22 protein-coding genes are annotated in these 23347 nt (G+C 66.6%); 7 read left to right on the top strand and 15 right to left on the bottom strand.

Annotated elements, in window-relative coordinates; translation table 11 throughout:
• Window positions 1-2: 2 nt before the first annotated feature.
• Window positions 3-1763, bottom strand: a complete 1761-nt coding sequence (locus JIP62_RS14935; RefSeq protein ID WP_201102927.1) for an asparagine synthase-related protein — start codon at window positions 1761-1763, stop codon at window positions 3-5.
• A complete protein-coding gene (locus JIP62_RS14930) occupies window positions 1760-2368 on the bottom strand; it encodes a 2OG-Fe(II) oxygenase (RefSeq protein ID WP_201102926.1) in 609 nt (202 codons plus the stop codon). Before JIP62_RS14930 ends, JIP62_RS14935 begins: the two co-directional genes overlap by 4 nt.
• A 92-nt stretch (window positions 2369-2460) precedes the next feature.
• Here JIP62_RS14930 and JIP62_RS14925 point away from each other — a divergent pair, with 92 nt between their 5' ends.
• The gene (locus JIP62_RS14925) at window positions 2461-3441 is read left to right on the top strand and encodes a hypothetical protein (protein WP_201102925.1); all 981 of its coding nucleotides are present in this window, start codon (window positions 2461-2463) and stop codon (window positions 3439-3441) included.
• A gap of 114 nt (window positions 3442-3555) precedes the next feature.
• Window positions 3556-3990 (top strand): lasso peptide biosynthesis B2 protein, encoded by a 435-nt coding sequence (locus tag JIP62_RS15355; protein ID WP_407932737.1) that lies wholly within the window; start codon window positions 3556-3558, stop codon window positions 3988-3990.
• A 91-nt stretch (window positions 3991-4081) separates the two neighbouring features.
• On the opposite strand, the gene JIP62_RS15280 is transcribed toward JIP62_RS15355, so the two are convergent.
• The 6 genes from JIP62_RS15280 to JIP62_RS14895 all read right to left on the bottom strand — a co-directional run bounded on the left by JIP62_RS15280 (window position 4082) and on the right by JIP62_RS14895 (window position 9372).
• Window positions 4082-4213, bottom strand: a complete 132-nt coding sequence (locus JIP62_RS15280) for a hypothetical protein (RefSeq protein ID WP_269145461.1) — start codon at window positions 4211-4213, stop codon at window positions 4082-4084.
• A 110-nt stretch (window positions 4214-4323) separates the two neighbouring features.
• Window positions 4324-4980 carry an OmpW/AlkL family protein gene (locus JIP62_RS14915; protein ID WP_201102923.1) on the bottom strand — a complete coding sequence of 219 codons (657 nt, stop codon included), beginning with the start codon at window positions 4978-4980 and terminating at the stop codon, window positions 4324-4326.
• 123 nt (window positions 4981-5103) lie between these two features.
• Window positions 5104-6465, bottom strand: a complete 1362-nt coding sequence (gene hemN, locus JIP62_RS14910) for an oxygen-independent coproporphyrinogen III oxidase (RefSeq protein ID WP_201102922.1) — start codon at window positions 6463-6465, stop codon at window positions 5104-5106.
• Window positions 6452-6595 carry a cytochrome bd-I oxidase subunit CydX gene (gene cydX / locus JIP62_RS14905; RefSeq protein ID WP_201102921.1) on the bottom strand — a complete coding sequence of 48 codons (144 nt, stop codon included), beginning with the start codon at window positions 6593-6595 and terminating at the stop codon, window positions 6452-6454. The genes hemN and cydX overlap by 14 nt, the downstream gene beginning before the upstream one ends.
• A 22-nt stretch (window positions 6596-6617) precedes the next feature.
• The gene (gene cydB / locus JIP62_RS14900; protein ID WP_201102920.1) at window positions 6618-7766 is read right to left on the bottom strand and encodes a cytochrome d ubiquinol oxidase subunit II; all 1149 of its coding nucleotides are present in this window, start codon (window positions 7764-7766) and stop codon (window positions 6618-6620) included.
• 25 nt (window positions 7767-7791) lie between these two features.
• Window positions 7792-9372, bottom strand: a complete 1581-nt coding sequence (locus JIP62_RS14895) for a cytochrome ubiquinol oxidase subunit I (protein WP_201104797.1) — start codon at window positions 9370-9372, stop codon at window positions 7792-7794.
• Window positions 9373-9497: 125 nt separating this feature from the next.
• On the opposite strand from JIP62_RS14895, the gene JIP62_RS14890 reads away from it, so the two are divergent.
• Both JIP62_RS14890 and JIP62_RS14885 read left to right on the top strand, forming a co-directional pair.
• Window positions 9498-11117: an ABC transporter ATP-binding protein/permease gene (locus tag JIP62_RS14890; RefSeq protein ID WP_201102919.1), complete on the top strand. Its 1620-nt coding sequence runs from the start codon at window positions 9498-9500 to the stop codon at window positions 11115-11117.
• A gap of 14 nt (window positions 11118-11131) precedes the next feature.
• The gene (locus tag JIP62_RS14885; protein ID WP_230974782.1) at window positions 11132-12775 is read left to right on the top strand and encodes an amino acid ABC transporter ATP-binding/permease protein; all 1644 of its coding nucleotides are present in this window, start codon (window positions 11132-11134) and stop codon (window positions 12773-12775) included.
• Here the strand turns inward: JIP62_RS14885 and JIP62_RS14880 are convergent.
• Together JIP62_RS14880 and JIP62_RS14875 are read right to left on the bottom strand one after the other, a co-directional pair.
• Complete coding sequence (locus tag JIP62_RS14880; protein ID WP_201102918.1) at window positions 12772-13509, bottom strand: helix-turn-helix domain-containing protein; 738 nt, start codon at window positions 13507-13509, stop codon at window positions 12772-12774. The genes JIP62_RS14885 and JIP62_RS14880 overlap by 4 nt on opposite strands.
• A 53-nt stretch (window positions 13510-13562) precedes the next feature.
• Window positions 13563-13898, bottom strand: a complete 336-nt coding sequence (locus JIP62_RS14875; RefSeq protein ID WP_201102917.1) for a c-type cytochrome — start codon at window positions 13896-13898, stop codon at window positions 13563-13565.
• Window positions 13899-14015: 117 nt separating this feature from the next.
• Here JIP62_RS14875 and JIP62_RS14870 point away from each other — a divergent pair, with 117 nt between their 5' ends.
• Window positions 14016-14846 carry a universal stress protein gene (locus JIP62_RS14870; protein ID WP_201102916.1) on the top strand — a complete coding sequence of 277 codons (831 nt, stop codon included), beginning with the start codon at window positions 14016-14018 and terminating at the stop codon, window positions 14844-14846.
• A gap of 80 nt (window positions 14847-14926) precedes the next feature.
• Here the strand turns inward: JIP62_RS14870 and JIP62_RS14865 are convergent, their stop codons facing one another.
• Window positions 14927-15505: a peptidase S14 gene (locus tag JIP62_RS14865; RefSeq protein ID WP_201102915.1), complete on the bottom strand. Its 579-nt coding sequence runs from the start codon at window positions 15503-15505 to the stop codon at window positions 14927-14929.
• 120 nt (window positions 15506-15625) lie between these two features.
• On the opposite strand from JIP62_RS14865, the gene JIP62_RS14860 reads away from it, so the two are divergent.
• Window positions 15626-15874: a hypothetical protein gene (locus JIP62_RS14860; protein ID WP_201102914.1), complete on the top strand. Its 249-nt coding sequence runs from the start codon at window positions 15626-15628 to the stop codon at window positions 15872-15874.
• A 25-nt stretch (window positions 15875-15899) separates the two neighbouring features.
• On the opposite strand, the gene JIP62_RS14855 is transcribed toward JIP62_RS14860, so the two are convergent.
• A complete protein-coding gene (locus JIP62_RS14855) occupies window positions 15900-17144 on the bottom strand; it encodes a class I SAM-dependent RNA methyltransferase (RefSeq protein WP_201102913.1) in 1245 nt (414 codons plus the stop codon).
• A 142-nt stretch (window positions 17145-17286) separates the two neighbouring features.
• On the opposite strand from JIP62_RS14855, the gene JIP62_RS14850 reads away from it, so the two are divergent.
• Window positions 17287-17928 carry a glycine zipper 2TM domain-containing protein gene (locus JIP62_RS14850; RefSeq protein ID WP_201102912.1) on the top strand — a complete coding sequence of 214 codons (642 nt, stop codon included), beginning with the start codon at window positions 17287-17289 and terminating at the stop codon, window positions 17926-17928.
• A 168-nt stretch (window positions 17929-18096) separates the two neighbouring features.
• On the opposite strand, the gene JIP62_RS14845 is transcribed toward JIP62_RS14850, so the two are convergent.
• From JIP62_RS14845 to JIP62_RS14835, 3 genes are all read right to left on the bottom strand, one after another.
• Window positions 18097-20874 (bottom strand): valine--tRNA ligase, encoded by a 2778-nt coding sequence (locus JIP62_RS14845; RefSeq protein ID WP_201102911.1) that lies wholly within the window; start codon window positions 20872-20874, stop codon window positions 18097-18099.
• A gap of 135 nt (window positions 20875-21009) precedes the next feature.
• Window positions 21010-21597, bottom strand: a complete 588-nt coding sequence (locus JIP62_RS14840) for a DUF2497 domain-containing protein (RefSeq protein WP_201102910.1) — start codon at window positions 21595-21597, stop codon at window positions 21010-21012.
• A 144-nt stretch (window positions 21598-21741) separates the two neighbouring features.
• Complete coding sequence (locus JIP62_RS14835) at window positions 21742-23307, bottom strand: TolC family outer membrane protein (protein ID WP_201102909.1); 1566 nt, start codon at window positions 23305-23307, stop codon at window positions 21742-21744.
• Between the last annotated feature and the right edge of the window lie 40 nt (window positions 23308-23347).

Here is a 23347-nt window from a genome sequence, read left to right as displayed (position 1 = left end):
CATCAGCTGTCCGCGCCCTGATCTCTCCACCAGCCGAAGAATTGGGCTGCGTTAGCTGTTGCCTGGATTCTGAATAGCATCGGGGTGTTGAACGGTCTGCCGTTAGCGAGATCCGCCAGCGCCTGATCAAGCCATTCCAGATCAAGCCATTCACCCGCTCCCGCCTCGCGTTGGGCTCTCAGCCTTTCGCGGGCGGTTGGGGCCTGCGTCTGCAGAAGAAGTGGATAGGTTGGCGAAAAAGCCATTTTCGACGTCCTTGAGACGATTGTGTCCGGCAGACGTCCTCTCAGGATGGCCCGTCCGATAGCCCGGGGTACGCCGTTGTGCCGCGCGAATTCGGCCGGTAGTGACGCGAACAGGGCTAACAATTCGCGATGCCGGAACGGCATCGCATACCGTACGGCGGCATCCCCCATGATCGTCGGCGGAACTGCGCTCTTTTCCCAGCCAGTCGCGTAGCCAAAAGAGTTTGTGGCATCCAGCTTCCTGCGAGGCGGCTCTTGTTCCCTCGTCCCCAATCCCGGGTTCTGCCGCAGAAGGTCCGCCGCAAGACAAACGTGGAACGAACTGGCGCTGCCTCGAAAGTCCAAGTGAGAAGCCGCCAGCCTCATCCCCAGCTCGCGCATCAGTCGACGCCGCCAAGAGGTATTTCCGGAATGCCCATGACCCAGGTGGGTCACCGTCAACTCGCCGTATCCGCCATCGAACAGAACGGAGGCCCCCCGCTCAATGGCCGCCTGCTCAAGAGCCTCATAGAGGTAATGTCGGGGGGAGAGGATCGGGCGCTCCCGACTGGCCAGCATCCGTGAGGTCGGGGCATAGACATCAACGTCCGGCCCGGGCCTCACAGGCACCATTGGGAATCCCAAATGATCAGCGACGATAGAGGCCCAGCCGGTCTCATCGGGAATATCGCTCCCCTCAGGTGCCGCTGATGTCAAAAAGCTGAGACACTGCCGTGGTCCGCGCTCCTCGGACGCAATCCAGGCGATGAGACTGGAATCGAGCCCCCCGCTGAGCATGAAGGCGGCGTCACGCCCGTCCGCCAGTCGACGCCTTACGATCTTTCGAAGCAGAACCTCGATCTCGTGCACGGCCTCGTCGAAGGAAATCGTGCGAACCTCTGGAGTGACCGGCGCGGCCAGCGTCGCCGTCACGCCGCCGTCGGACCGGAGCGTCGTCTGGCTTCCCGGCATCAGCCGCTGAACGCCCCGGACAAAGGTGCGATTGCCGAGTGACTCGGCCAGCGGATACCGTCCCATCGTTCGCACCAGGGCATCCGGGTCAAGATCGCCATCAACCCCGTCCAGCTTCGCCAGCCGCACCAGTTGAGGGCTAATCGCCACCTGTCCGTTTGAAACCGCAAAGTAGCAATCGTCCCGACGGCACTCCGACATAAGCAGGACGAGGGTCCGCGTTCGCGCATTCCATCGAAGAAGGGTCCATTCACCCCCCAGCTCCCGCGCGGCCTCGAGGCCCCAGCGATCCTGTGCGGCACCGGCGATTTCAGCATGGCTCGCGTCCGCAGCCAGACCCAGACGTTGGCGCATCTCCCGAGGCTCGTCGACATGCCCGAGAAAAAGGTCGGTGCACGGGCCGTCATCGTGACGCGACGCGGCGTGCGGGTGGGGGTCAGACGCAAGGGCTGCGAAACTGCCTGCGCTGTCAGGTTGGCGCGGAAAACTCGAGAACAGAACCCCGACGTGACGCCGGTCCAAAGGCGAGCCATCCAGTGAGGCAAGGGCGTAGAGACCGTTCTTCATCCGAGAAACCAGCCTGTGAAAACCTGACGCGGCCCTCCTGCGACAAGGGGATGAACGCGATGCTCGCAACGCGAAGAGACTTCAAACACCAGCGCCGTTCCCGCCGCGTCGTGGCGAAACTGTATGAGGGGCTCCTTGCCCGGCCGCGCCCTCATTTCGAACAGGCCACCTTCATAAGCGTTGCTCCCCAGACCGATAGTGATGCCGAGACGCCGCCCCTTTCCGTTCAAATCGTCGTGCCAGGCCAGTTCGTCTCCTGGTCTTGGCCAGGTCCGCACCACCCGTCCCTCCACGTCAGTAATGGGCGCGCACCCGGTGACCGCTTCCAGCCAGCGATACAGAAGAGGTCGCCGCAGCATGAGAAGCACTGCGGTGCCGGCCAGCGGAGGGCGCTCGATTTCTCTGTGGCCGAGGCCCTCGACCGTATTCGATGCGAAGACAGCGCGCTCACACAGCCCCATGATGGACGTCAGAAGCCGCCGATCGAGAGCATCGGGCCACACCTGGGACCGGGAAATGGCGAACGCCGCACGCGCTGCGTCTATGGGCGGAAGAACAGTCTCGAAGGGGCCCAGGCGCGGTGTGGTCAAGGCCGTTGAGGTCATGGTGCTTGCAGAACGCCCCGACAATTGGTTTGAAATCGGGCCGACGCTGCCCCGACAGACTCGCTTCTATCGTGGCGAGGCGGGCTGGCACAGTGACGCACGCAGGAGAACACGTCATCGCGAGGGATCGCCAACTCGCGCTGGCGCTTGCAAGGCGCGCCTACGCCGCAGGTCAGATACGGCTCGTTACACGGGATTTGAGCGGTTGCGATTACATTGTCTCGACCCGTAGGGGCCTGCTCGCCGCCGGTGCGGCAGGCTGGAGACGTGTCGCCCATGGTCAGTATTTCGGACTGACGCTAGATGGAAACGACATCCTGGCATTCGAAGCCTGTGACCGGCCTCGCTTTCCCACTCGTATGGGCCGGATCGTCCGTCTGTGTGTGCAGGATGCCCGGATCGTGGACACCGCAGTCTTTGTGGACGGCCTCGACAACGGTTGTCACCAGATCGACCTGATTGGCGACACCCTGATCGTCGTCGATACCTATCGTCAGCGCATCCTGGAGATTGCTCCCGATGCCAAGACAAAGGAATTCCAGCCCTTCCCCTTCATCCGGGAGCGGCCCGGCACGGCGGATTATGTCCATTTCAACTCGGTTTTGGGCAGCGGCGACCGACGCCTCCTGGTCCTCCATAATGACTATAATCGGACAGGTCGGACCAGCGAGATAGCCCTGCTGGATGCGTCATGGAATGTCGTCGAGCGGAGGGCGATGGCGGGCACCGGATGTCACAACCTGGCGCTGCTTGAGGACGGTTCCATTCTGTCCTGCGGCTCACTGGAGGGCACCCTGATAAACTCGGCCGGCATGCAGGCGAAGGTTTCGAACCTGATGACGCGCGGACTGGCCGTCGGTCAGGATGTTATCGCGGTGGGTGGATCGACCTTTTCCGAAAGGGAAGATCGAGACAGCGAGCCGGGTGTCCTTCACCTGCTGGATCGACAGTTTCGACTGCTTTCGAGCCTGCCCCTGCCCTCGCCTCCGACCGAAATTCGTAGGCTAGACGGAAACGACTTGTCCCTGTCCCGTCATGCAGAAGCTCTTGGTCTCATGCTTTCATGGCCATAGCTCACCTGTTCGAACGCATGACACTCTGGTAGGCCCAACGAAACGGGAGGATCGCGTCTGGGCTGGCTATTGCGTTTTTGGCGTTGGCCCTTGGGGCTCAAGCTCTTCACGCCCGTGGCGTGGGCCCTAATCGGTGTGGCCTCGGGCCTGCTGTCCGTCGTCCCTTTTCGGCGGCTCGCCCCTCTGATGGGGCATAATCTCGGGGCGGCGGCGCTGTTGCCAATCGCAGATGCAGGCCGACTGCGACGCGCCCGGCTGATTGGCCGTGCGGTCACTACGGCCGCCAGGTTCGCACCCTTCCGCGCGGACTGCTTGCCCCAAGCCATGGCCGCGGTCGCGCTTTGCCGCACCTTCAGCGTCCCCTATACCGCATTCCTTGGTGCCTCGATGTCGACGCCGGACAAGCCGGGTGAGCTCGCAGCCCACGCCTGGGTTCGGTGTGGGCCCGTGTCCATCACCGGCGGCACCGGCAATTTTCACAGGTTCGGCGTCGTGGCCTGCTTCATCGCCCCTAAAATTGGGACCGACGTCCTAGGCTCACGTGCCTGAGTGCTGAGGAGCGGGCGGGGCTGGACTGATCGCACCGCCACACACTTCGGCCAGCGGTCGGATTGCAGGAGCGGTTTAGCTGGACCGACGCTCACTGACCGCCGACGTCGCGACGACGATCTTCACCCAGATTCACCCAGGTGGAGACACCGCCGACGACGACGATGAAGATGGAGAAGGCCGCGCAAACGGCAACGACAACGGGAATGGCTTCTGCAGGCATGGTGGAGATCCTCTGGTTTTGCTTATGATTTGCCAAACCAGGAGCGGCAGCATTGACGAGGATCAAAGACGCTGCCGCTCCACCCGATTTGGACGGCCTGAGGGCAACCGTCAGAACTTGCGGCCGACGCCGAGCGATACGACCCAGGGATCCAGGTCCACGTCACTGACCAACGCCCCACCGTTGATGTCGGCGTCGGTGCTGAACCAGACCTTCTTGACGTCGAGGTTCAAGCTCCAGGGACCGACCAGGCCGATGTCCGCGCCGGCCTGAAGAGCAGCGCCGACGCCGTTGTCGAGGTCGACGGTGAAGCCGTTCTGGTCCTCACCCGAGTAGAAGATCATCGCATTGATGCCGGCACCGACGTAGGGGCTGAACCGCCCTTCGGTCAGCGGGCGCCACTGGACGGTGACCACCGGTGGAAGCACCCAGGTTTCATGGACCACAACGTCGGTGGCCCCGCCCCGAGCCCGCACCTCGTGCTTCGTCGTCCCCACAATGGCCTCGACAGCGATGTGGTCGGTCAGGAAGTAGGTGAAGCCCAGTGTCGGCATCACGTCGTCGGAGACATCGACGTCCAGACCGGTGTCGGCACCTGCTGCGGTAAAGATCCCGGCCTCCGTCGTCGGCGCCACGCTGGTGACGCGGCCGGTCACGACCCAGTCCCCCGCGCGCGGCGGCACCCAGGCCGCGTTCGTCTGTGCATCTGCCGCGCCCGCCAGTCCGGCGGCTGCGACGGCGGTCAGGATGAAGGTCTTGAAGTTCATGCCCTGAATTCCCGGCGGCGGGAATCGCCCCATGCGCCCCGACCGTCAGAAGCTTTTTGCGCCCCTCATCTCCGAAGCGCTTTGACGCACCTCAAACCGGCCCGTTCGGAGCAAAATCATTGGTCAGATGACCCGCGCATGCCGGGGCGTGGTCGAAGGGACCGCCGGATCGAAGGCGGCGGCGACGGCCCGCAGGAACGGCCGACCGCGCCCGGTCACCTCGACGAGACCTCCGCGGTGAGAGACCAGCCCGTCGGCCGACAGCCGGGCCAAGGTGGGGGCGGCGAAGTCGAGTTGCCCCGCCAATGGGACGCCCAGGTCCGCCGCCACGGCGTCGACGTCGACGCGGAAGTCGCACATCAGCCGTTCAATGACCGCGGCTATCAGACGGTCGCGTTGGCTCAGGCGGATACCGCGAACGACCGGTGACAGACCCGCGCCCACAGCCGCGCGCCAGTCTCGCTCTACAGCCACGTTCTGAACGTACAGGTCCGGGGTCCGCGAGATTGACGAGGCACCCAGACCGATCAGAACCTCGCAGGCGTCGGTCACATAGCCCTGGAAGTTGCGTCTCAGGCGTCCCGCCCGCGCGGCGGCAGCAAGATCGTCATGGGGCAAGGCGAAATGGTCCAGCCCGACCGCCTCGTAGCCTGCCGCTACCAGGAGATCGTGCGCCGCCCGGCTCATCGCGAAACGGTCGGCGGGCCCGGCAAGCTCGGCGGCGTCGATCAGCTTCTGGTGCGGCTTCATCCATGGCACGTGAGCGTAGCCGAACAGAGCCAGCCGCTCAGGCCGGAGCGTCAGCACCTGCTGCAAGGTCGCCTCGACCTCGACCACCCCCTGTCGCGGCAGGCCGTACATCAGATCGAGATTCAGAGAAAAGATGCCGGCGCGGCGAAGGCTCTGGGCCGCGCCGATGATGGTCTCGAAAGCCTCCGGCCGGTTCACCGCCGCCTGCACCTCCGGCGACAGGTCCTGCACCCCCAGCGAGGCGCGGGTCAGTCCCAGATCGCCGGCGGCTGCGACCCATGCCGGGGTCAGTGTCTCGGGGTCCAGCTCCGCTGCGAACTCCGTCAGGGTCCCGAAGTCGAACCGGTCCGCCAGGCCCTCGACCAAGCGGCGAAGATCGTCGGGCGCGAGCATGTTCGGCGTGCCGCCCCCCAGATGCAGACGGTCGATCCGAAGCCGCGTGCCGACGTTTTCGGCGACGAGATCGGCCTCTCGCAGCAGCAGGTCGACGTAGCTGGAGATCGTCTCTGCCCGGTTCACAGCGCGGGTGTTGCAGCCGCAGTACCAGCACAGGCGCTTGCAGAACGGCAGGTGCACATAGAGCGAAGCGGGCCCATGCTCCGCAGCCCCGCCCAGTGCCTCGGCCCAGTCCGCCGCGCCGACGGCGGGACCGAAGGCCGCCGCCGTCGGATAGCTGGTGTAGCGCGGGGCGTGTCCGTCCCAGCGGGCAATAAGCTGGGCTTCAGACGGCGTCATGGTCGACTGGCCACGGGTTGGAGGCACCGTCGTCGCCCTCGTCGAACAGTTGAAACTCGTGCCAGAGACCGTTCAGCACCCCGAACAGCACCGCCAAGCCAAGGCCCAGGATCCAGGCGAAATACCACATGTCAGGTCTCCTCAGGCGCGGGTCAGTAAAGGTCAGGGTTGGTCTTGAGTTCAGCCGTCGAGCTGCGTCCCCACAGCACCCGGTAGACCCAGGCGGTGTACGCCAGCACGATCGGCAGGAAGACGATCGTCACTCCCAGCATGATGAAGAGGGTCAGGTGGCTGGAAGAGGCGTTCCAGACGGTCAGGCTGGATTGCGGATCGATCGAGCTGGGCAGGATGAAGGGAAACATCGACAGGCCGACGGTGGCGATGATGCCGGCCGCCGCCATCGACGACCCCGACAGCGCCAGCGGTGCCCGCCGCACCCAAAGTCCGAGCAGGGCGCAAAGGCTGCCTGCAAAGCCGAGCAGGGGCGCGGCCATCATCCACGGATAGCGGCTGTAGTTGCTCACCCAGGCGCCGGACTGCGCCTCGACCGTCGTGCGCAGGGGGTTTGACGCGCCGGCCATATCGACCGCGCCGGTCACGGCGAAGCCCATGCCCGACCACGTCACGAAGGCCCCTCCGACAGCAAACAGGACCAGAGCAGCCAGGGCGGCAATGATGCCGAAGTTTCGGGCCCGCACCTGGACCGGCCCCAGCTCGGCCTTCACGCTGATCCATGCAGCGCCGTGCAGCACCAGCATGGCCACCGACAACAGCCCGCAGGTCAGGCTAAACGGAGTGAAGAGGCCAAACAGCGTGCCTTCGTAGACGGATCGCAAATCCGTATCGAGGCGGAATGGCGCACCCAGCAGGACATTGCCAACAGCCACGCCGAACACCAGCGCCGGAACCAGACCGCCGACGAACAGAGCCCAGTCCCATGCCTGCCGCCAGGCCTTCGATGGGCGTTTCGAACGGTACTTGAAGGCCACGGGCCGCAGGATCAGCGCGGCGAGCACCAGAAACATGGCCAGATAGAAGCCGGAGAAGCTGACGGCATAGACAAAAGGCCAGGCTGCGAAGATCGCGCCACCACCGAGGATGAACCAGACCTGGTTGCCCTCCCAGGTCGCGCCGACCGTGTTGATGACCATGCGGCGCTCTTCATCCGTCTTCGCGACAAAGGGCAGCAGGGCACCGACGCCCAGATCGAAACCGTCGGTGAGCGCGAAGCCGATCAGCAGCACGCCCAGAAGCGCCCACCAGATCAGTCTCAGCGTGCCGTAGTCGAGGGGAAGTTCCATGGAGGAGAATCCTTTGCGAACAGGGTCAGATCAGGGCCGTCACGGCATGGGCGGGGGGCACATCGGTCGCGGGCCCGGCACCAAAGGCCTCCTGCTCGGCGAACGGTCCCTTCTTGATGAGGTGCAGCAGCAGGCCGACCTCGATCACTGCCAACACGCCGTAGAAGAGGGTGAAGCCGATGATGGTCGTCCACAGCTGCGGAACAGTCAGGCTGGACGCGCCCAGGAAGGTTGGCAGCACGCCTTCCACCGCCCAGGGCTGCCGCCCCACCTCGGCCACCACCCAGCCGAACTCCGCAGCCAGCCACGGCAGCGGGATAGCCAACACGGCCAACCGCAGGAACCACTTCGTCTCGTGCCGCCGCAGGGTGCAGAGCACAAAGGCGGTCGCGAACAGGGCGATCATGGCAAAGCCGATGCCGGCCATGATCCGGAACGACCAGAACATCAGCGGCACATTGGGCACCGTGCTCCACGCCGCGGCGCGGACCTGATCTGCCGTCGCCTGGCGCGGATCGGCAACGAAGCGCTTCAGCAGCAGGCCATAGCCGAGATCATTACGGTGGAGTTCGAACACCCCCCGAGCGGCAACGTCCGCCGGGTCGACCTTCAGGCGCTCCAGCGCGCCATAGGCTACCACCCCGGATTCGATCCGGTCCTCGGCGACGGCAACCAGCTCAAGGATGCCGGAGACCTGCCCATCAAGGCTCCGGGTGGAGATCAGGCCGAGGACCCAGGGGACCTTCACCTCATAATGGGTCTGCCGGTCCTTGAGGCTGGGCAGGCCGAACAGGGTCAGGCCCGCCGGTGCCGCCTCGGTGCGCCACATGGCCTCCAGCGCCGCCAGCTTCATTTTCTGGTTGTCGGTCAGGGCGTAGCCGCTTTCATCGCCGAGCACGACGACCGACAGCGAGGCCGCGAGGCCGAAGGCGGCAGCCACTGTCATCGAGCGGCGGGCGAAGCCCTTGTGCTTGCCCTTCAGCAGATAGAAGGCCGAGACGCCGAGCACGAAGACGGCGGCGATGACATACCCCGCAGACACGGTGTGCACGAACTTGGCCTGGGCCACCGGATTGAACAGCACCGCCATGAAGTCGGTCACCTCCATCCGCATCGTTTCGGGATTGAAGGTCGCGCCGACGGGATTCTGCATCCAGCCGTTGGCGATCAGGATCCACAGGGCCGAGAGATTGGTGCCCAGCGCCACGAGGAAGGTCACGAACAGGTGGGTGACCGGCTTCAGCTTGTTCCAGCCGAAGAACATCAGGCCGACAAAGGTCGCCTCGAGGAAGAAGGCCATCAGCCCCTCGATGGCCAGCGGTGCCCCGAAGATGTCGCCGACGTAGTGGCTGTAATAGCTCCAGTTCATCCCGAACTGGAATTCCATGGTGATGCCTGTCGCGACGCCGAGCACGAAGTTGACGCCGAACAGGGCTCCCCAGAATTTCGTGATCGTCCGCCAGATCGGCCGCCGTGTCATCACATAGATCGACTCCATGATGACCAGCATGAACGACAGGCCGAGTGTCAGCGGCACGAATAGGAAGTGATAGAGCGCCGTCAGCGCGAACTGCAGGCGGGACAGGTCGACGACCGCGAGGTCGATCATGGGGGTGCCTCCTGGGTGCCGGCCCCGACGACCGGCTTCCCGTCTGCGGTAGGTGCCACCGGGCCGGAACTCATTGATCCTGATCAAAGGCGCCCGCGGCTCCGGCGGCCTAGGCTGCGGTCATGTCCACCTCTCTGCTCGCCGCCGAAGATCCGCGCCACGCCCGCGCATGGCTGAGGCAGCAGGGGCGACCGGCGCGAACCTCCCTTCTGCGGGCCGCCGCCCTGACCGTGCTCGACGCCGTCCCCGCCGTCGGCTTCGCCGCAGGACTGGCCTGGGCGATCTCCAGCTTCGATCGGGGCCCCACGGCCATGGCTCCGGGCCTGGCCCTGGCGCTGGTCTCGCTTGGAACGCGCGGCCTTCTCGCGGGTCACGCGCTGATGGCGGGTGGTCGCGCTGCGGGGGAGGTGAAGGCTTCGGTGCGGGCCAGCGTCCTGGAGTCGCTGTTCCGTGGTCGACCTGTGCCTCTGGCCACGGCGATGGAGGGCGTCGAAGCGCTGGACGGGCGCTACGCCCGGTTTGAACCGGCCCGCGTCTCGGCCTCGGTGACCCCTCTGCTGATGATCGGGGTAACGGCCGTGGCCAGTCCGGTCGCGTCGGGCATTCTGCTCTTCACCCTGATCCCGTTCGCACTGGGCATGGCGCTGGCCGGTGCCGCGGCGGCGGGCGAGAGCCGCCGGCAGTTCGCCGCTCTGTCACGGCTGTCCGGCCTTTTCATCGACCGCGTCCGCGCCCTGCCCGCAGTGCTGGCCTTCCAGGCCGAGGCGCGGGTCGCCCGCGACGTCGCCGTCGCTTCGGACGAGCTGCAGCGGCGCACCGCCCGCGTGCTCCGCGTCGCCTTCGCCTCTTCGGCGGTGCTGGAGTTCTTTTCGGCACTGTCGGTGGCGCTGGTGGCCCTCTATTGCGGCTTCAACCTGCTGCGGCTGCTGCCTTTCCCCGTTCCCGAGACGCTGGACCTGGGGCGCGCCTTCTTCGTTCTGGCGCTCGCGCCCGAGGTCTACGCCCCCTTGCGCCGCCTCGCCGCCGCCTACCACGACCGTCAGGCCGCCGAAGCGGCCCAGCACGCGCTGGAACACGCTCTGCCCGCCGCCTCTCTCGAGCCGGCAGGTGCTCAGACGGCGCTGGGGGAGAGGCCACCTGCCCTGCATTTCGAAGCGGTCACCGTGCGCTACGGCTCTTCTCCCCCGGCGGTCGTCGGCTTCGATCTGGAGATCCGCCCGGGACAGACCGTGGTGCTGACCGGGGCCAGCGGGTCCGGCAAGAGCAGCCTGCTTCACGCCCTGTTGGGCCTCGCGCCCGTGACCGAGGGGCGAATCCTCGTCGACGGACGCCCTCTGTCCGAACTCGATGCCCTGGCTGGATCGGTCGCCTGGGCCAGCCAGGCTCCGGTCATCCTGCCGGGGACGCTGGGCGACAACATCGCCGTGGCCGACCGCGCCGCCTGCCGTCGCCGCCTCATGGCCGCCGCCGCCGCTGCCGGGCTGAGCGGAAACCTTGATCGCCTGTTGGACGAACGGGGCGGCGGCCTGTCGGGGGGCGAGATCCGTCGGCTTGGCCTCGCCCGCGCCCTGCTGAAGGCGGCACCATTGCTGCTGCTGGACGAACCCACCGCAGACCTCGACCGCGATTCCGAACGCGCCCTGATCGATGTGATCCGGCGGGCAGCGGCGGGGCGTACGACCCTGATCGCGACGCATTCCGCCGCGGTGGCGGCGATCGCCGACCGTGTGGTGCGCCTGTGACCGGGGTCTCACCCGTGCGGAAACTCGTCGAGGCCGAGATCGCCCGCGAAGGCCTCCGGCTTCGGATCGCTGCGGCTGGCGGAGCCGTGGTGGCGATGGCCGCCGTCGCTCTACTGGGCCTGTCGGGCTGGTTCATCACCGGCGCGGCCCTCGCTGGGGCCGCCGGTGCCGGCGCGGTGGCGACGTTCAACTATCTGACGCCCAGCGCCACCATCCGCCTGTTCGCCATCCTGCGGACCGTCTCGCGATACCTTGAGCGGGTCGCGGGTCACGAGGCCGCCCTCGCCGCTCTGTCCCGGCTGCGTCCTGCCCTGTTCCGGGCCCTGGCCAAGTCGCCGCCGCAGACGGCCCTGGCCCTGTCCGCCGGCGAGGCGTCCGCCCGCCTCGTCGAAGACGTCGACGCCATCCAGACCCTGTTCATTCGTCGCTCCGCGCCCTTCGCCCTCGGTGCCGGGGCGGCGGTGTCGGTGGGGTTGGCCGCCCTCACCCACCCCTTTTGCGCTGTCGTGATCGCTACGGTCATGGCCCTGTCGGTCCGGGGCGGTCTCAGTATCGCCCGCCGCCATGCAGAGCCCGCAGGACGCGCGACGCAAACCGCGCTGGGGCGGCTGAAAGACGTGTCGTCAAGCCTCGCCGCAGCGGTCCCGGAACTGCGCGCCTATGGTCTCGAGGCCTGGGCAGAAGCCTCGGTCGCGCAGGAGGCCGACGCGTTGGAACGTGCACGGCACGGCGTGCGTGTCGCAGAGGGGCAGATGCAGGCCTGGCAGTCGGCCTGCCTCGCCGTGGGCACCGTCGGCGCCCTGGCCACGGCGGTTCTGGGCGGCGCGACGTCGCCGATGGCCGCGCTCGCCGCCCTCGTCGCGGTGACGGGCGTAGAGGCCACGGGCGGCCTCGTTCAGGCCCTGCTGCAGAGCGGTTCCGCCCGGGCGGCCCTCGACCGCCTCGACGAACTGCCGGTCCAGGACGAGGACGTGGTGGGAAGAGGCAAGCCCGTGGGTGCGCGCGTGGGCGTCGCGGGTCTGGACCTCGACCTCGTTCCGCCTATGCGCCTCGGCCTCGCCCGGGTCTCGGGATGCGGAAAGACGTCCCTGCTAGAGCGGCTCATGCGGCTGCGCCCTCCCTTGCCGGGCGAGCTCCGGCTGGGAGGAGCCCCGGTCGAGGCCGCGGACACCGACATGGTGCGCGACCGCTTCGCCTATGCCGCCCAGAAGGTGAGCCTGCTGGACGGCTCCGTGCGCCAGAACCTCGCCCTGGCCCGCGCCGAAGCAACCGAAGCGGAGATGTGGTCCGCGCTGGAAGACGCCGTCCTGGCCGCCCGCGTGCGCGAGTCGGGACAGGGGCTGGACATGCCCATCGGATCCGGCGGCGACCGTCTGTCCGGCGGCGAGCGACGCCGGCTGTCGCTGGCGCGGGCCTACCTGCGCCCGGCGTCTTGGCTGGTCCTGGACGAGCCGACCGAGGGGCTCGACGCCGCTACGGAAGAGCAGGTTCTGCGGCGTCTGGACGCCCGTCTCCGAGCGACCGGGCAAGGCCTCATCATGGTCAGCCACCGTGCGGCCGGTCTGACTCTCTGCGACCGCGTCGTCCTGGTTGAAGGCCAGGACACATCCGGCGCGCTCCGCTTGCGCCTGCGCGGTGGCCAGCGCGAGCTGGCCTAAATCTCGCCCTCGGCCATGGCACGCAATTGCTCCGGTCGTTCGAGACTGAGCTCGTTCAGCGACAGCAGCCGGATGACGCCCTGCGTCTTCAGCTTCGTCAGCACGCGGCTGACCGTCTCGATGGTAAGGCCCAGATAGTCAGCGATCTCGCCGCGAGTCATCGGCAGGCGAACCCGCCCTTCTGCATTGGGGCGCAAGGGGTCCTGCGACGGCAGGTCCAGCAGGAAGGACGCCAGACGCTCGTGCGCAGTCTTACGGCCCAGAAGCAGCATCTGGCTCTGTGCCGCCGCCAGCTCGTGCCGGGCCCGGTCCAGCAGGGCCCGTTCCAGAGAGGGGCTGTCGTGGACCAGCGCCTGATAGGCCGTCCGCCGGAAGCGGCACGCGGTCGACGGCTCGATCGCCTCCGCCGTGAACAGGTGCCGGTCGCCGCTGGCCAGGCCCAGAAAGTCGCCGGCGAAAAGGAAGCCGGTGATCTGGCGGCGCCCATCGGACAGCAACTTGTATACCCGCACCGATCCCGAAGTGATGTTGAACAGATAGTCGGCCGGGTCGCCTTCGTGGGCCAGAGGCTGTCCGGGCGCGAAGGCCGTCGCTTCCGCCAGCGCGTCCAGTTTCGCCAGATCGGCCGGCCCCAGCGAACCGCAGACGGAAAACGCCCGCGCGCCGCAGGTCTCGCAGGCCGTCTCGCTGCGACGGGCCGCGCAGCCGGCGGGCAGGCTCTTGATTTCGATCATGGCGACCCTCGAGGCGCGTCAGATTAGGCGCTGGCGCGGGACCGCCAACTGTCTCAGAGCGCGTCCAGATAAGCAATGAGGTCGCCGATCTCGTCCGGCTCGAACATGAACTCGGGCATTGCCGGATGCGCCGTGACGACCCCCTCCGCCAGAGCTTCCTGCAGCGCCATGGGAGGATACCTTTCGGCCAGGCCGCGGAACGGCGGTGCCCGTCTCATCGGGCTGTCGTCGAAGCGGCCCGTCGCATGACAGCCGCCGCAGCGCGCCTGCGCAATCACCGCGCCGCGCGCGGCCGAAGGCCCGCCATTCGGGGCCACCGAATGATCGGGAATGTCCGCGCAAGCCGCCGCGAACCACGCAGCGAACAGGATCAGGGGTGGCTTCCTCATGTCCGGGCTCCTCCAGTGGCGAGCCTGGGCCGGTTATCCGGCGCGCGCTTTGATCCGCGTCAAGGCGCGTCGCGCGATGCTTGGTCAGGACTGTCGCTGTAGACGATGGAGGCCGATGTGGAACTCAAGACCCTTTTGGTGGCCGTCGACGCCGACGCTGCCAGCGACGCGCGTCTAGGGATGGCCTGCCGCATGGCGAAGGCGCTGGAGGCCCGGCTCATCGGCGTGGGAGCGGGCGAGACGATCCCGACCACGCTGGCCGATCCCTATCTGGGAGGCGGCCTGTTCACGGGCACGCTGGAGACCTTCCGCGATCTGGTCAACGAGGAGCTGGAAACCCTCAGGTCACGCTTTGAGGTGGCCGCAGCCGCGCATGACATTGAGGCGATCTGGCGCGGACGTCCCGGCGCTCCCGTCGATGTCGTGGTCGAGGAGGCGGCCTGCGCGGACTTGGTTCTTGCGGGGCGCCGCAACCCGCTTTGCGACGCCCGGGCAGCGGACCCCGGTGATCTGATCGTGCGGGTGGGTCGGCCGGTCCTGGTGGTGCCGCCGGTCCCGTCCGGAGAGGTGATCGGCGGCCGCGCACTTGTCGCTTGGTCCCGGTCGCGTGAAGCGCGGCTGGCGATCGCCGGTGCCCTCCCTCTCCTGCGGCTTGCGCGGGAGGTGAAACTGGTCACCGTGACGTCAGAGCCCGCGACAGCCGACGTCGGTCAGGCCCTCGAGGCGCAGGTCGACTGGCTGCAAACCCACGGCGTCTCGGCGTCCGCGACCTCGAAGGCCAGCCTGCAGGAGACGGGCGACGAACTGCTCGACCTCGCCGCAGATATGGATGCCGACCTCCTGGTCGCCGGTGGCTATGGCCATTCCCGTGTGCAGGAATGGGTGATGGGCGGCGTCACGCGAACGCTCCTCAGCCATGGAAATGTGAGCGTCCTGTTCGCACACTGACCCGATCCATGGGGTACAGGCATCTCCGGCCCGTATGGACGTTCGCATCGCCCCGAAAACCCAACACGCCTACGACCGTCTTAGAGAACGCCCTCGATAAGGCCGCGGGCCTTGGCTTCTTCAGCCTCAAGGTACCAGTTGCTGGGAGCCCGCCGCAGGACTTCGTCCATGGTCACATCCGATCCGCGGATCAGGTTCTCGAAGCCCTCGTTCTGGATGGCGATGGAGTGCTGGATCTCGTGCAGCATGGCCTGGACCGGTGCCAGGCAAGTGGTCAGCGGGCCCGAAATGGTCAGGGTCTTTTCCAGCTTCCTTTCATGGATCATCAGGCGGGTACCACGGCTCAGATAACGGTTTTCTCGCGCAAAGAAGCTCATGAAGGTGGCACCGGCCGAATAGATGGCCGCCCGCCCCAGGAAAACCAGACGCCGCTCTGGCCTCAGCTCGCTCTGAAAGCGCACGTCCTCGCCCATCATGCGGGCCACCTCGGGATCGCCGCCCAGGGTCGACAGGCCGATGACCACCAGGCCCTGGGGCGGCGCATCGGCCATCTGTGCGGCGAACCGATCGTACATGGCATAGTCGACTGTTCCGGCCAGGCTGATCGCCGGACAGGCAAAGTCGGCCGGCGAGAGAGGGCGGCTCGAGGGTGGCGACATGGACAATCCGAAAAGCGTTGCGCGAGGACGCTAAGCGCAGACACCGAAAACCTGTTCCGAACTTCGGAACTGGCGCGCACCACAGTCGTTTGCGCGGCTGTGTGGTTGGAGTGAGTTCGCGTGGCCTTCTATTTCTGCATCGTCAATGCGCCCGGACGCCCCGTCCACGACATCCACGGCCTGCAATGCGAAGACGATGCCGCTGCCAAAGCGGCGGTGGACGACCTGGCGTGGCAATGGCCGGGCTTCGAGACCGTGGAACTGTATCAGGATGAACGGCTGGTGTCGGTTATCGGCAATTCGGGACTGGGACTGGCCATGGAGCCGCTCGCCATGACCGCGCCGGAGATGGATATGGTCGCGGCCTGACCGCCCTGTCCCTGACCGCCCTGTCTCAGCGCCTGAAGACCCCGATCAACTCCACATGGGTGGACCACAGGAACTGGTCGATCGGCGTGACCCGTTCCAGACGGAATCCGGCATCAATCAGGATGCGCGCGTCGCGGGCAAATGTCGTGGGGTTGCACGACACCCCGACCACGACACTCGCCTTGGTCTGAGCGATCTGCAGGGTTTGCTCGGCGGCTCCGGCGCGCGGCGGATCGAACACCACGGCATCCACGCCCTTCATGTCATAGGGCGTCCAGGGCCGACGAAACAGATCGCGCGCCTCGGCCGTGATGGTGCGCAGGCCCTTGGCCGAACCCAGACCGCCCTTCAACGCCGCGATACCGGCCGCCGAGGCATCGGCAGCCATGACCGGTGCCACCGTCGCCAGGGGGAAGGTGAAGGTCCCGGCCCCGCAGAACAAATCCGCGATCTTCTTGGCCCCCTTCACGGCCGCCAAGGCGCGCGAGGTCATCGCCTGTTCCGCCTCCGGGACGGCCTGCAGGAAACCCCCGGCGGGCACCGGAACGGTCGCAGGGCCAAAGGCCACCAGCGGCTGGCGCGCCATGACGAGGGTGTCGCCCGCCAGGCTTAGTCTGGCCAGATCCATGTCGGCGGCGGCGCGAATGGCCTGCATCTGGCGATCCCGCGACAGGCCGCCCGACCGCCGTTCCACCCCCGTCACATCGACGTCGATCCCGGTCAGGGTCAGGGTCGCATGCAGGGTCGGGGCCGACTTGGGGTGCTCCAGAAACGCCCCTGCCAGTCTGGCCAATCCGAGAAAGGCCGTAACCAGCCGGGGATCAGCCACCGGACAGACGGACACCTCGACCAAACGCCAGGATCGCCGCGCCTTGAACCCCAGGATCACACGCCCCTCGGGCGTGCGGCGGGCGTGCAGGGCCAGGCGCCTGCGTGTGCCCGGCGGCGTCGCCACAGTGGCCTCGATCTCGGTGTCGATCCCTTCGCGTTCCAGCGCCAGCCGCACCTGATCGCGCTTCCAGTCCAGATAGGGGTCGGCGGCCCAGTGCTGGAAGGCGCAGCCCCCGCAATCGCCATAGTGGGGCGAGACGGGCGCTACCCGATCGGGGCTGGCAGTGATGACCTCCACGTCCTCAGCCCGGCCGTCGGCGACCCTGGCGCGCACGGTTTCGCCCGGAAGGGTCAAGGGCACAAAGACCGGTCCCGCCGGCGTTTCGGCAATCCCATCACCTTGAGCCCCTATGCGGGCAATTGTCAGCATATCCGTCATCGGCGGCTTCATAGACTGCCCCGGCCCGGACGCGAAACCTGAACGAAGATGAACGGCGCGCTCAAAACCCGTTCAGGCTGGCCCGCCTAAAAACACCTCATCAGCACGGGGCGAACTGTTCGCCTCGACAGGGGAAGGCACCATGGCTCGCAACGTCGCTCGAAATGCTCTGGCTGGGTTGGCCGCCGTCGCCGCCGTCGGTGCCGTCGCCCTGCCGGGTGCCGCATCCGCTCAAAGCTATGGCGGCTATGGCCGCGCTTATGAACAGCCCCGGTACGACGACTATTGCCGTCAGGAACAGGGTCGGCGTCAGGCCGGTGGGGCCGTGATCGGTGCCACCGTGGGTGCCGTCGCCGGATCGCAGGTCTCGGCGCGCGGTCGCCGAACCGAGGGCAGCCTGATCGGCGGTGTCCTGGGAGCCGTGGTCGGTGCCAGCCTGGGCGGCAGCAACAGCCGCGAATGCGACGGCCGGGCCTATGGCCACAGCGGCTATGATCAGAGCGGCTATGGCTATGCCGACGATCGGTATGGCTACGACGACCGGGGCTACGGCCGTTATGACAGCCGCTATGACGATTACCGTCAGGACGACCGCTACTACGACAGCGGCTATGGCCAGGGTGGCTATGTTCAGGCGCGGGATCGCGGGTGGGCCAACGACCGCGGCTATGGCTATTCCGACCAGCGCTATGACGACCGTCGCTACGGCCAGTGCCGAGAAGTCGAGCGCCGGGTCCGCACGTCGAGCGGTTATTACGAGGTTCGCCGCGAACGGGTCTGCTGACCCCTTTGTGGCCACGTCATCGCGGCGTCGATCATTTTCAGCCCCCCTGTCGGTCGGCGACGCGACGGGAACCGCCGGTGGAGCAATCCGCCGGCGGTTTCTAATTTCAGACGTCGTTACCGGCTCGTGGCCTGGGCAAGCGACGATACTGGCGGAGCCTGTGCCGCCCTATGCCATCGCGTCCAATCGGGCCAGGGCAGCCACCAGGCGCGCCTTGGCACCCTCAGCCTCGGAGAGCTTGGCCCGCTGTTCCTCGATCACGGCGGGCGCGGCCTTGGCGACGAAGTTCGGATTGCCCAGCTTCTTGCCGAAATGGCCGATGTCGCTGTCCAGGGCGGCGATATCCTTATTCAGACGTGCGCGCTCGGCCGTCAGGTCGATCAGGCCGCTGAGGGACAGGGCCGCCGTCGCGCCGCCGCTGACCAAGGTCACCGCCCCGCTGGGCGGTGCCGCTGCGGTCGACAGTTCCGAGACCCGCGCCAGGGTCAGGACCAGATCGTGGTGACGGGCCATGCGTTCGGCCGTGCGGTCATCGGGTGAGACGAAGACCAGCGGCGGCTTGGCCCCCGGCGGCACGTTCATCTCGGCACGCAGGGCCCGGACTTCCGTGACCAGATCGACCAGCCAGCCGATCTCGGCCTCTGCCCCCGCATCGACGAAGGCGTCGGGCAGATCGGGCCAGGCGGCGCCGATCAATGTTGATTCCGACCGCGGAGCCCCCTCCCCGGCCAGCTTGTCCCAAAGCTCTTCGGTGATGAAGGGCATGACCGGGTGCAGCAGCTTCAGCGTCTGATCCAGGGCCCAGGCCGTCATGGCCCGCGTCTCGGCCCCCGCGGCTTCGTCGGCACCATTGAACACCGGCTTGGCCAGTTCTAGATACCAGTCGCAGAAGACGTTCCAGACGAAGCGGTACAGCGCCGAGGCGGCATCGTCGAAACGTCCGCCTTCGATGGCCCGCGACACCTCGCGTTCGGTCTTGACCAGCTCGCCGCGGATCCAGCGGTTGATCGTTTGCTCCACCGTGGCCGGATCGAAGCCCTCGGCGCGGCGGGCCTCGTTCATCTGGGAAAAGCGGGCGGCATTCCACAGCTTGGTGCCAAAGTTGCGATAGCCTTCAATGCGTTGCTTCGACAACTTGATGTCGCGTGTGCCCGATAGAATGGCCATGGTGAAGCGCAGCGGGTCGGCACCCAGCTCGTCGATGATGGTCAGGGGATCGATCACGTTCCCCTTGGACTTGCTCATCTTCTGGCCCTTCTCGTCGCGGACCAGGCCATTGATGATGACGCGCTTGAAGGGCACCTCGTCCATGAAATGCAGCCCCATCATCATCATCCGGGCGACCCAGAAGAAGATGATGTCGGCCGCCGTGACCAGATCGCTGGTCGGATAAAACCGCTCCAGATCCTCGGTCTTCTCGGGCCAGCCCATGGTCGAGAACGGCCACAGGGCCGAGGAGAACCAGGTGTCGAGGACGTCCTCGTCCTGGGTCAGGGCCTTGCCACCAGCCTGAGCGACAGCCTCGGCCTCGGTCTCGGCGACATAGATGTTGCCGTCCGCGTCATACCAGGCCGGGATGCGGTGACCCCACCACAGCTGGCGGCTGATGCACCAGGGCTCGATGTTGCGCAGCCACTCGAAATAGATCTTCTCGTATGACTTGGGCTCGAAGACCGTATCGCCCTGCTCGACCGCCTTCAGCGCGGGCTGGGCCAGGGTCGCGGCATCGACGTACCACTGATCCGTCAGCCACGGCTCGATGACCACGCCGGACCGGTCGCCGTGCGGCACGACGTGCTTCGTCTTCTCAATCTCGCGCAGCCAGCCGTCTTCCTCGGCACGAGCCACAATGGCCTTGCGGGCGGCGAACCGATCCAGCCCCTGCAAGTCGATTGGGATCGTGGCGAGGAGCTCTAGAACTTCCGAGTCTTCATCAACCCGGTTGTCTTTCGTGCCTTGAAAGGCAGCACCGTGGTCGATGATGCGGGCGTCCGCATCCAGAATGTTTATGGTTTTAAGCCCCGCCCGCTTACCAACTTGGAAATCGTTGAAGTCGTGCGCCGGCGTGATCTTCACCGCGCCAGACCCTTTTGTCGGATCGGCATAGGCATCGGCGACGATGGGAATCAGACGGTGGGTGATCGGCAAGCGAACCTTGGCACCCACGATCGACGCATAGCGTTCATCGTCCGGATGCACCGCCACGCCGGTGTCGCCCAGCATGGTCTCCGGCCGGGTCGTGGCGACGACGATGAAGTCGCGGGTTTCCCACTCGGTCGCGTTGCCGTCGTCGTCGAAGGCGATCGGGTGTTCATAGGTGACACCGTCCGCCAGCGGATAGGCGAAATGCCAGTAGTGGCCGTCAACTTCGCGCTGTTCGACCTCCAGGTCGCTGATCGCCGTCTGGAACTGCGGATCCCAGTTCACCAGCCGCTTGTCGCGATAGATCAGGCCGTCCTTGTGCAGCTGCACGAAGACCTTGCGGACGGCGGCATTCAGCCCTTCGTCCAGGGTGAACCGCTCACGCGACCAGTCGCAGGACGCGCCCAGGCGGCGCAGCTGCTGGACGATGGTGCCACCGCTCTCGGCTTTCCATTCCCAGACCTTGGCCACAAAGGCATCGCGGCCCATGTCGCGGCGCCCGACATTGCCCGCAGCCGCCAACTGGCGCTCGACCACCATCTGGGTGGCGATACCGGCGTGGTCCGTGCCGGGCAGCCACAGCACGGCCTTGCCCTTCATCCGGTGATAGCGGGCCAGGATGTCCTGCAGCGTGTTGTTGAGGGCATGACCGATGTGCAGCGACCCCGTCACGTTCGGCGGCGGAATGACGATCGAATAGGCGTCGGCGGCACCCTCGGTGCGCGGCGCGAACAGGCCGCTTTCCTCCCACATCGCATACAGACGGGGTTCGGCGGCCTGGGGATCGAAATTCTTGTCGAGCATGGATGGTCGTTTCGTCAGTTCTGCTCTCGTCATCCTCCGGCGCAACCGACCGCGGGACGATGACGAAAGGGGAAAGCAAAAGGGGCGGCCCATAAGGACCGCCCCGTTCGATCTAGTCGCAAGCAGCGAGCGGGGCTAGCCCGCGGTGCGGGAGATACGTTCGACTTCCTTGCGTACTGCCGCCTCGACGATGCCGGGCAGGTTGGCGTCCAGCCAGTCCTTCAGCATCGGGCGCAGCAGAGCGCGGGCCAGTTCGTCGATGGTGGGACCGGTGCCGCCGCCCGAAACCTCAGGCTCGGGACGCTTCAGGGCAGCCGTCAGGCCAGCGAATGCAGACGCCGCGCTGGCCGAGGCTGCGTCGCCGACCAGGCTGTCTGCGTTGTCAGGTTCAGCGCGGTAGGTGTCCACGACGGGCTCCGGCGAAGAGAAGGCAGCGGGAAAGGGCTCGGGCTCAGGCGTATAGGGGGTGGTGACGTCCAGATCACCGATCGTCTCGCTGGGCGGGGCCTCATAGCGGTCGGTCAGTTCCAGCACATCGTCTTCAACCGCGGACGGGGCTTGATAGGCAGGCTCGGGTTCCGGCTCGACCACACTGAGCGCAGGCGAGGGAGCAGGAGCAGGAGCCGCCGCCGTTTCGGCCGGAGCGTCGTCTTCAGAAATGATCCGGCGGATCGACGCCAGGATCTCTTCCATCGTCGGTTCCTGGGCGGTCTGATCGGTCATGGCTCAACCCTGGACAAAGGCGGGACGCACAATGCGGAAACGGACAGGACGGGAGCGGCCGCTGCCACTCCGCCTCACCCCTGTCGTCGCATCAACGCCTTCTGGAATCAACGGCAGTTTTTCGCCTGTTTGGTTAACTGGGCCTCAGTTCCGGGGTGCGGTCTGAATGACCTCGTCCTTCAGCTGGGTGTCGATGGGCGCGTCCTCGGCATCGTTGGCGGGCACGATGGGCGGCGCAGCGATCCGATCGATCGTCTCGATGATGCCATCCCACGGCAGGGCCCCGTTGTTGCGAACCCGGTTGTAGTTGTCCGCCGGATCATAGACCTCGATACCCGAGACCAGATCGGCCCCTTCCAGGCGTCCCATGGCCGCCAGCAGCTGGGCCTGGGCCACGTATTCGTTGCGACGGGCATTGGCCAGGGCGACTTCGGCGGAGCGCAGTTCCAATTCCTGGTTCAAAACGTCCAGGGTGGTGCGCAGGCCGACCTGCGCCTCCTGCCTCACACCCTCGGCGGCGACGCGGGCGGCGCGAACCGATTCCTCTCCAGCCGCCAGGGTCGAGCGGGCGGACACCACCTGAGCATAGGCCGAACTGACCGACTGCAGGACGTTGCGGCGCTCGCCCTCCACATTGATCTGGGCAACGTTGGCGCGCTCCAGCGCCTGCGACACCCGCGAACGGTTCAAGCCGCCGGTGAACAAGGGCACCGAGACCGAGGCCGTCGCCTGGAAGGCCGTGCGATCGGCCAGGTCGAAGTTCGAAAGATCGTTGGTGGAACCGCCGTAGGAGGCCGACACCCGCACGGACGGAAGATATTCAGCGCGGGCCTGAGCGACGGCGGCCTCGGCGGCCCGAAGATTATAGGCCGCCGCCAGCACGCCCGGGTTCTCCTGCAGGGCGATGTCCAGAGCCGCGTCGAAATCCGTAGGCACGCCGGGCAGTTGCGGCATGGGGGCCAGATTGCCCGGCGCCTGGCCGACCACGGCGGCATAGGCGGCACGGCTGACCGACAGCTGAGCACGAGCGTTGGCCAGATCGGATTCGGACTGGGCCAGGCGGGCCTCGGCCTGGGCGACGTCTGTGCGCGTGATCTCGCCGACTTCGAACCGGGCCCCGGCCTCGTCCAGCTGACGTTGCAGGACGGTCAGGTTCTCTTCGCGGATGCGCAGAATCTCGACGTCGCGGATCACATCCGCATAGGCCTGGATCACCGAGGCCAGGACCTGCTGCTCGATCTCGCGCAGGTTCTCGCGGCCTGCCAGGACATTAGCTTCCGCCGCCGTGATGCCGAGGGCGATCCGACCGCCGGAATAAAGGGTTTGGGACAGACCGACACTGACGCCGCCGGACGTCGAATCGCTGTTGCTGGCCGGCACATTGATCGTCGTGTCCGGAATGCCGTCGTTGTTGGTGTCGATCTGCTGGGGACCGCCCGCGTTTTCCGAATAGCTGTATCCGGCGCTGCCGCTGACATCGAGCGTAGGCCGCAGGCCCGAGCGCGCCTGGACGATCGATTCATCCAGCGCCCGCTGGCTGGCGCGTTGCGCCAGCAAGGTCGGATTGGTCCGGTACGCCAGACCGAGCGCCTGCTGCAGCGTTTCCTGGTTTGCAGGGTCCTGAGCGACCTGGGCCAGAGCCGGTGCGCCGACGCCCGCCATCAGGGCGACCATGGCGACGGTTGCGAGCGCGCGAGAGCGTATGAACATGACCTGATCCTGCCTGACGCCCCGTCAGGACGCCCATCTG

It is taken from the genome of Brevundimonas vitisensis (assembly GCF_016656965.1).
Classification (GTDB): domain Bacteria; phylum Pseudomonadota; class Alphaproteobacteria; order Caulobacterales; family Caulobacteraceae; genus Brevundimonas; species Brevundimonas vitisensis.
This window is presented reverse-complemented; position numbering and strand designations above follow the sequence as displayed.

Coding starts and splice junctions, on each gene's coding strand:
- JIP62_RS14935 (WP_201102927.1), bottom strand. CDS start 1,763: ATGAAGAACGGTCTCTACGCCCTTGCCTCACTGGATGGCTCGCCTTTG.
- JIP62_RS14930 (WP_201102926.1), bottom strand. CDS start 2,368: ATGACCTCAACGGCCTTGACCACACCGCGCCTGGGCCCCTTCGAGACT.
- JIP62_RS15280 (WP_269145461.1), bottom strand. CDS start 4,213: ATGCCTGCAGAAGCCATTCCCGTTGTCGTTGCCGTTTGCGCGGCCTTC.
- JIP62_RS14915 (WP_201102923.1), bottom strand. CDS start 4,980: ATGAACTTCAAGACCTTCATCCTGACCGCCGTCGCAGCCGCCGGACTG.
- hemN (WP_201102922.1), bottom strand. CDS start 6,465: ATGACGCCGTCTGAAGCCCAGCTTATTGCCCGCTGGGACGGACACGCC.
- cydX (WP_201102921.1), bottom strand. CDS start 6,595: ATGTGGTATTTCGCCTGGATCCTGGGCCTTGGCTTGGCGGTGCTGTTC.
- cydB (WP_201102920.1), bottom strand. CDS start 7,766: ATGGAACTTCCCCTCGACTACGGCACGCTGAGACTGATCTGGTGGGCG.
- JIP62_RS14890 (WP_201102919.1), top strand. CDS start 9,498: ATGTCCACCTCTCTGCTCGCCGCCGAAGATCCGCGCCACGCCCGCGCA.
- JIP62_RS14880 (WP_201102918.1), bottom strand. CDS start 13,509: ATGATCGAAATCAAGAGCCTGCCCGCCGGCTGCGCGGCCCGTCGCAGC.
- JIP62_RS14875 (WP_201102917.1), bottom strand. CDS start 13,898: ATGAGGAAGCCACCCCTGATCCTGTTCGCTGCGTGGTTCGCGGCGGCT.
- JIP62_RS14865 (WP_201102915.1), bottom strand. CDS start 15,505: ATGTCGCCACCCTCGAGCCGCCCTCTCTCGCCGGCCGACTTTGCCTGT.
- JIP62_RS14855 (WP_201102913.1), bottom strand. CDS start 17,144: ATGACGGATATGCTGACAATTGCCCGCATAGGGGCTCAAGGTGATGGG.
- JIP62_RS14850 (WP_201102912.1), top strand. CDS start 17,287: ATGGCTCGCAACGTCGCTCGAAATGCTCTGGCTGGGTTGGCCGCCGTC.
- JIP62_RS14845 (WP_201102911.1), bottom strand. CDS start 20,874: ATGCTCGACAAGAATTTCGATCCCCAGGCCGCCGAACCCCGTCTGTAT.
- JIP62_RS14840 (WP_201102910.1), bottom strand. CDS start 21,597: ATGACCGATCAGACCGCCCAGGAACCGACGATGGAAGAGATCCTGGCG.
- JIP62_RS14835 (WP_201102909.1), bottom strand. CDS start 23,307: ATGTTCATACGCTCTCGCGCGCTCGCAACCGTCGCCATGGTCGCCCTG.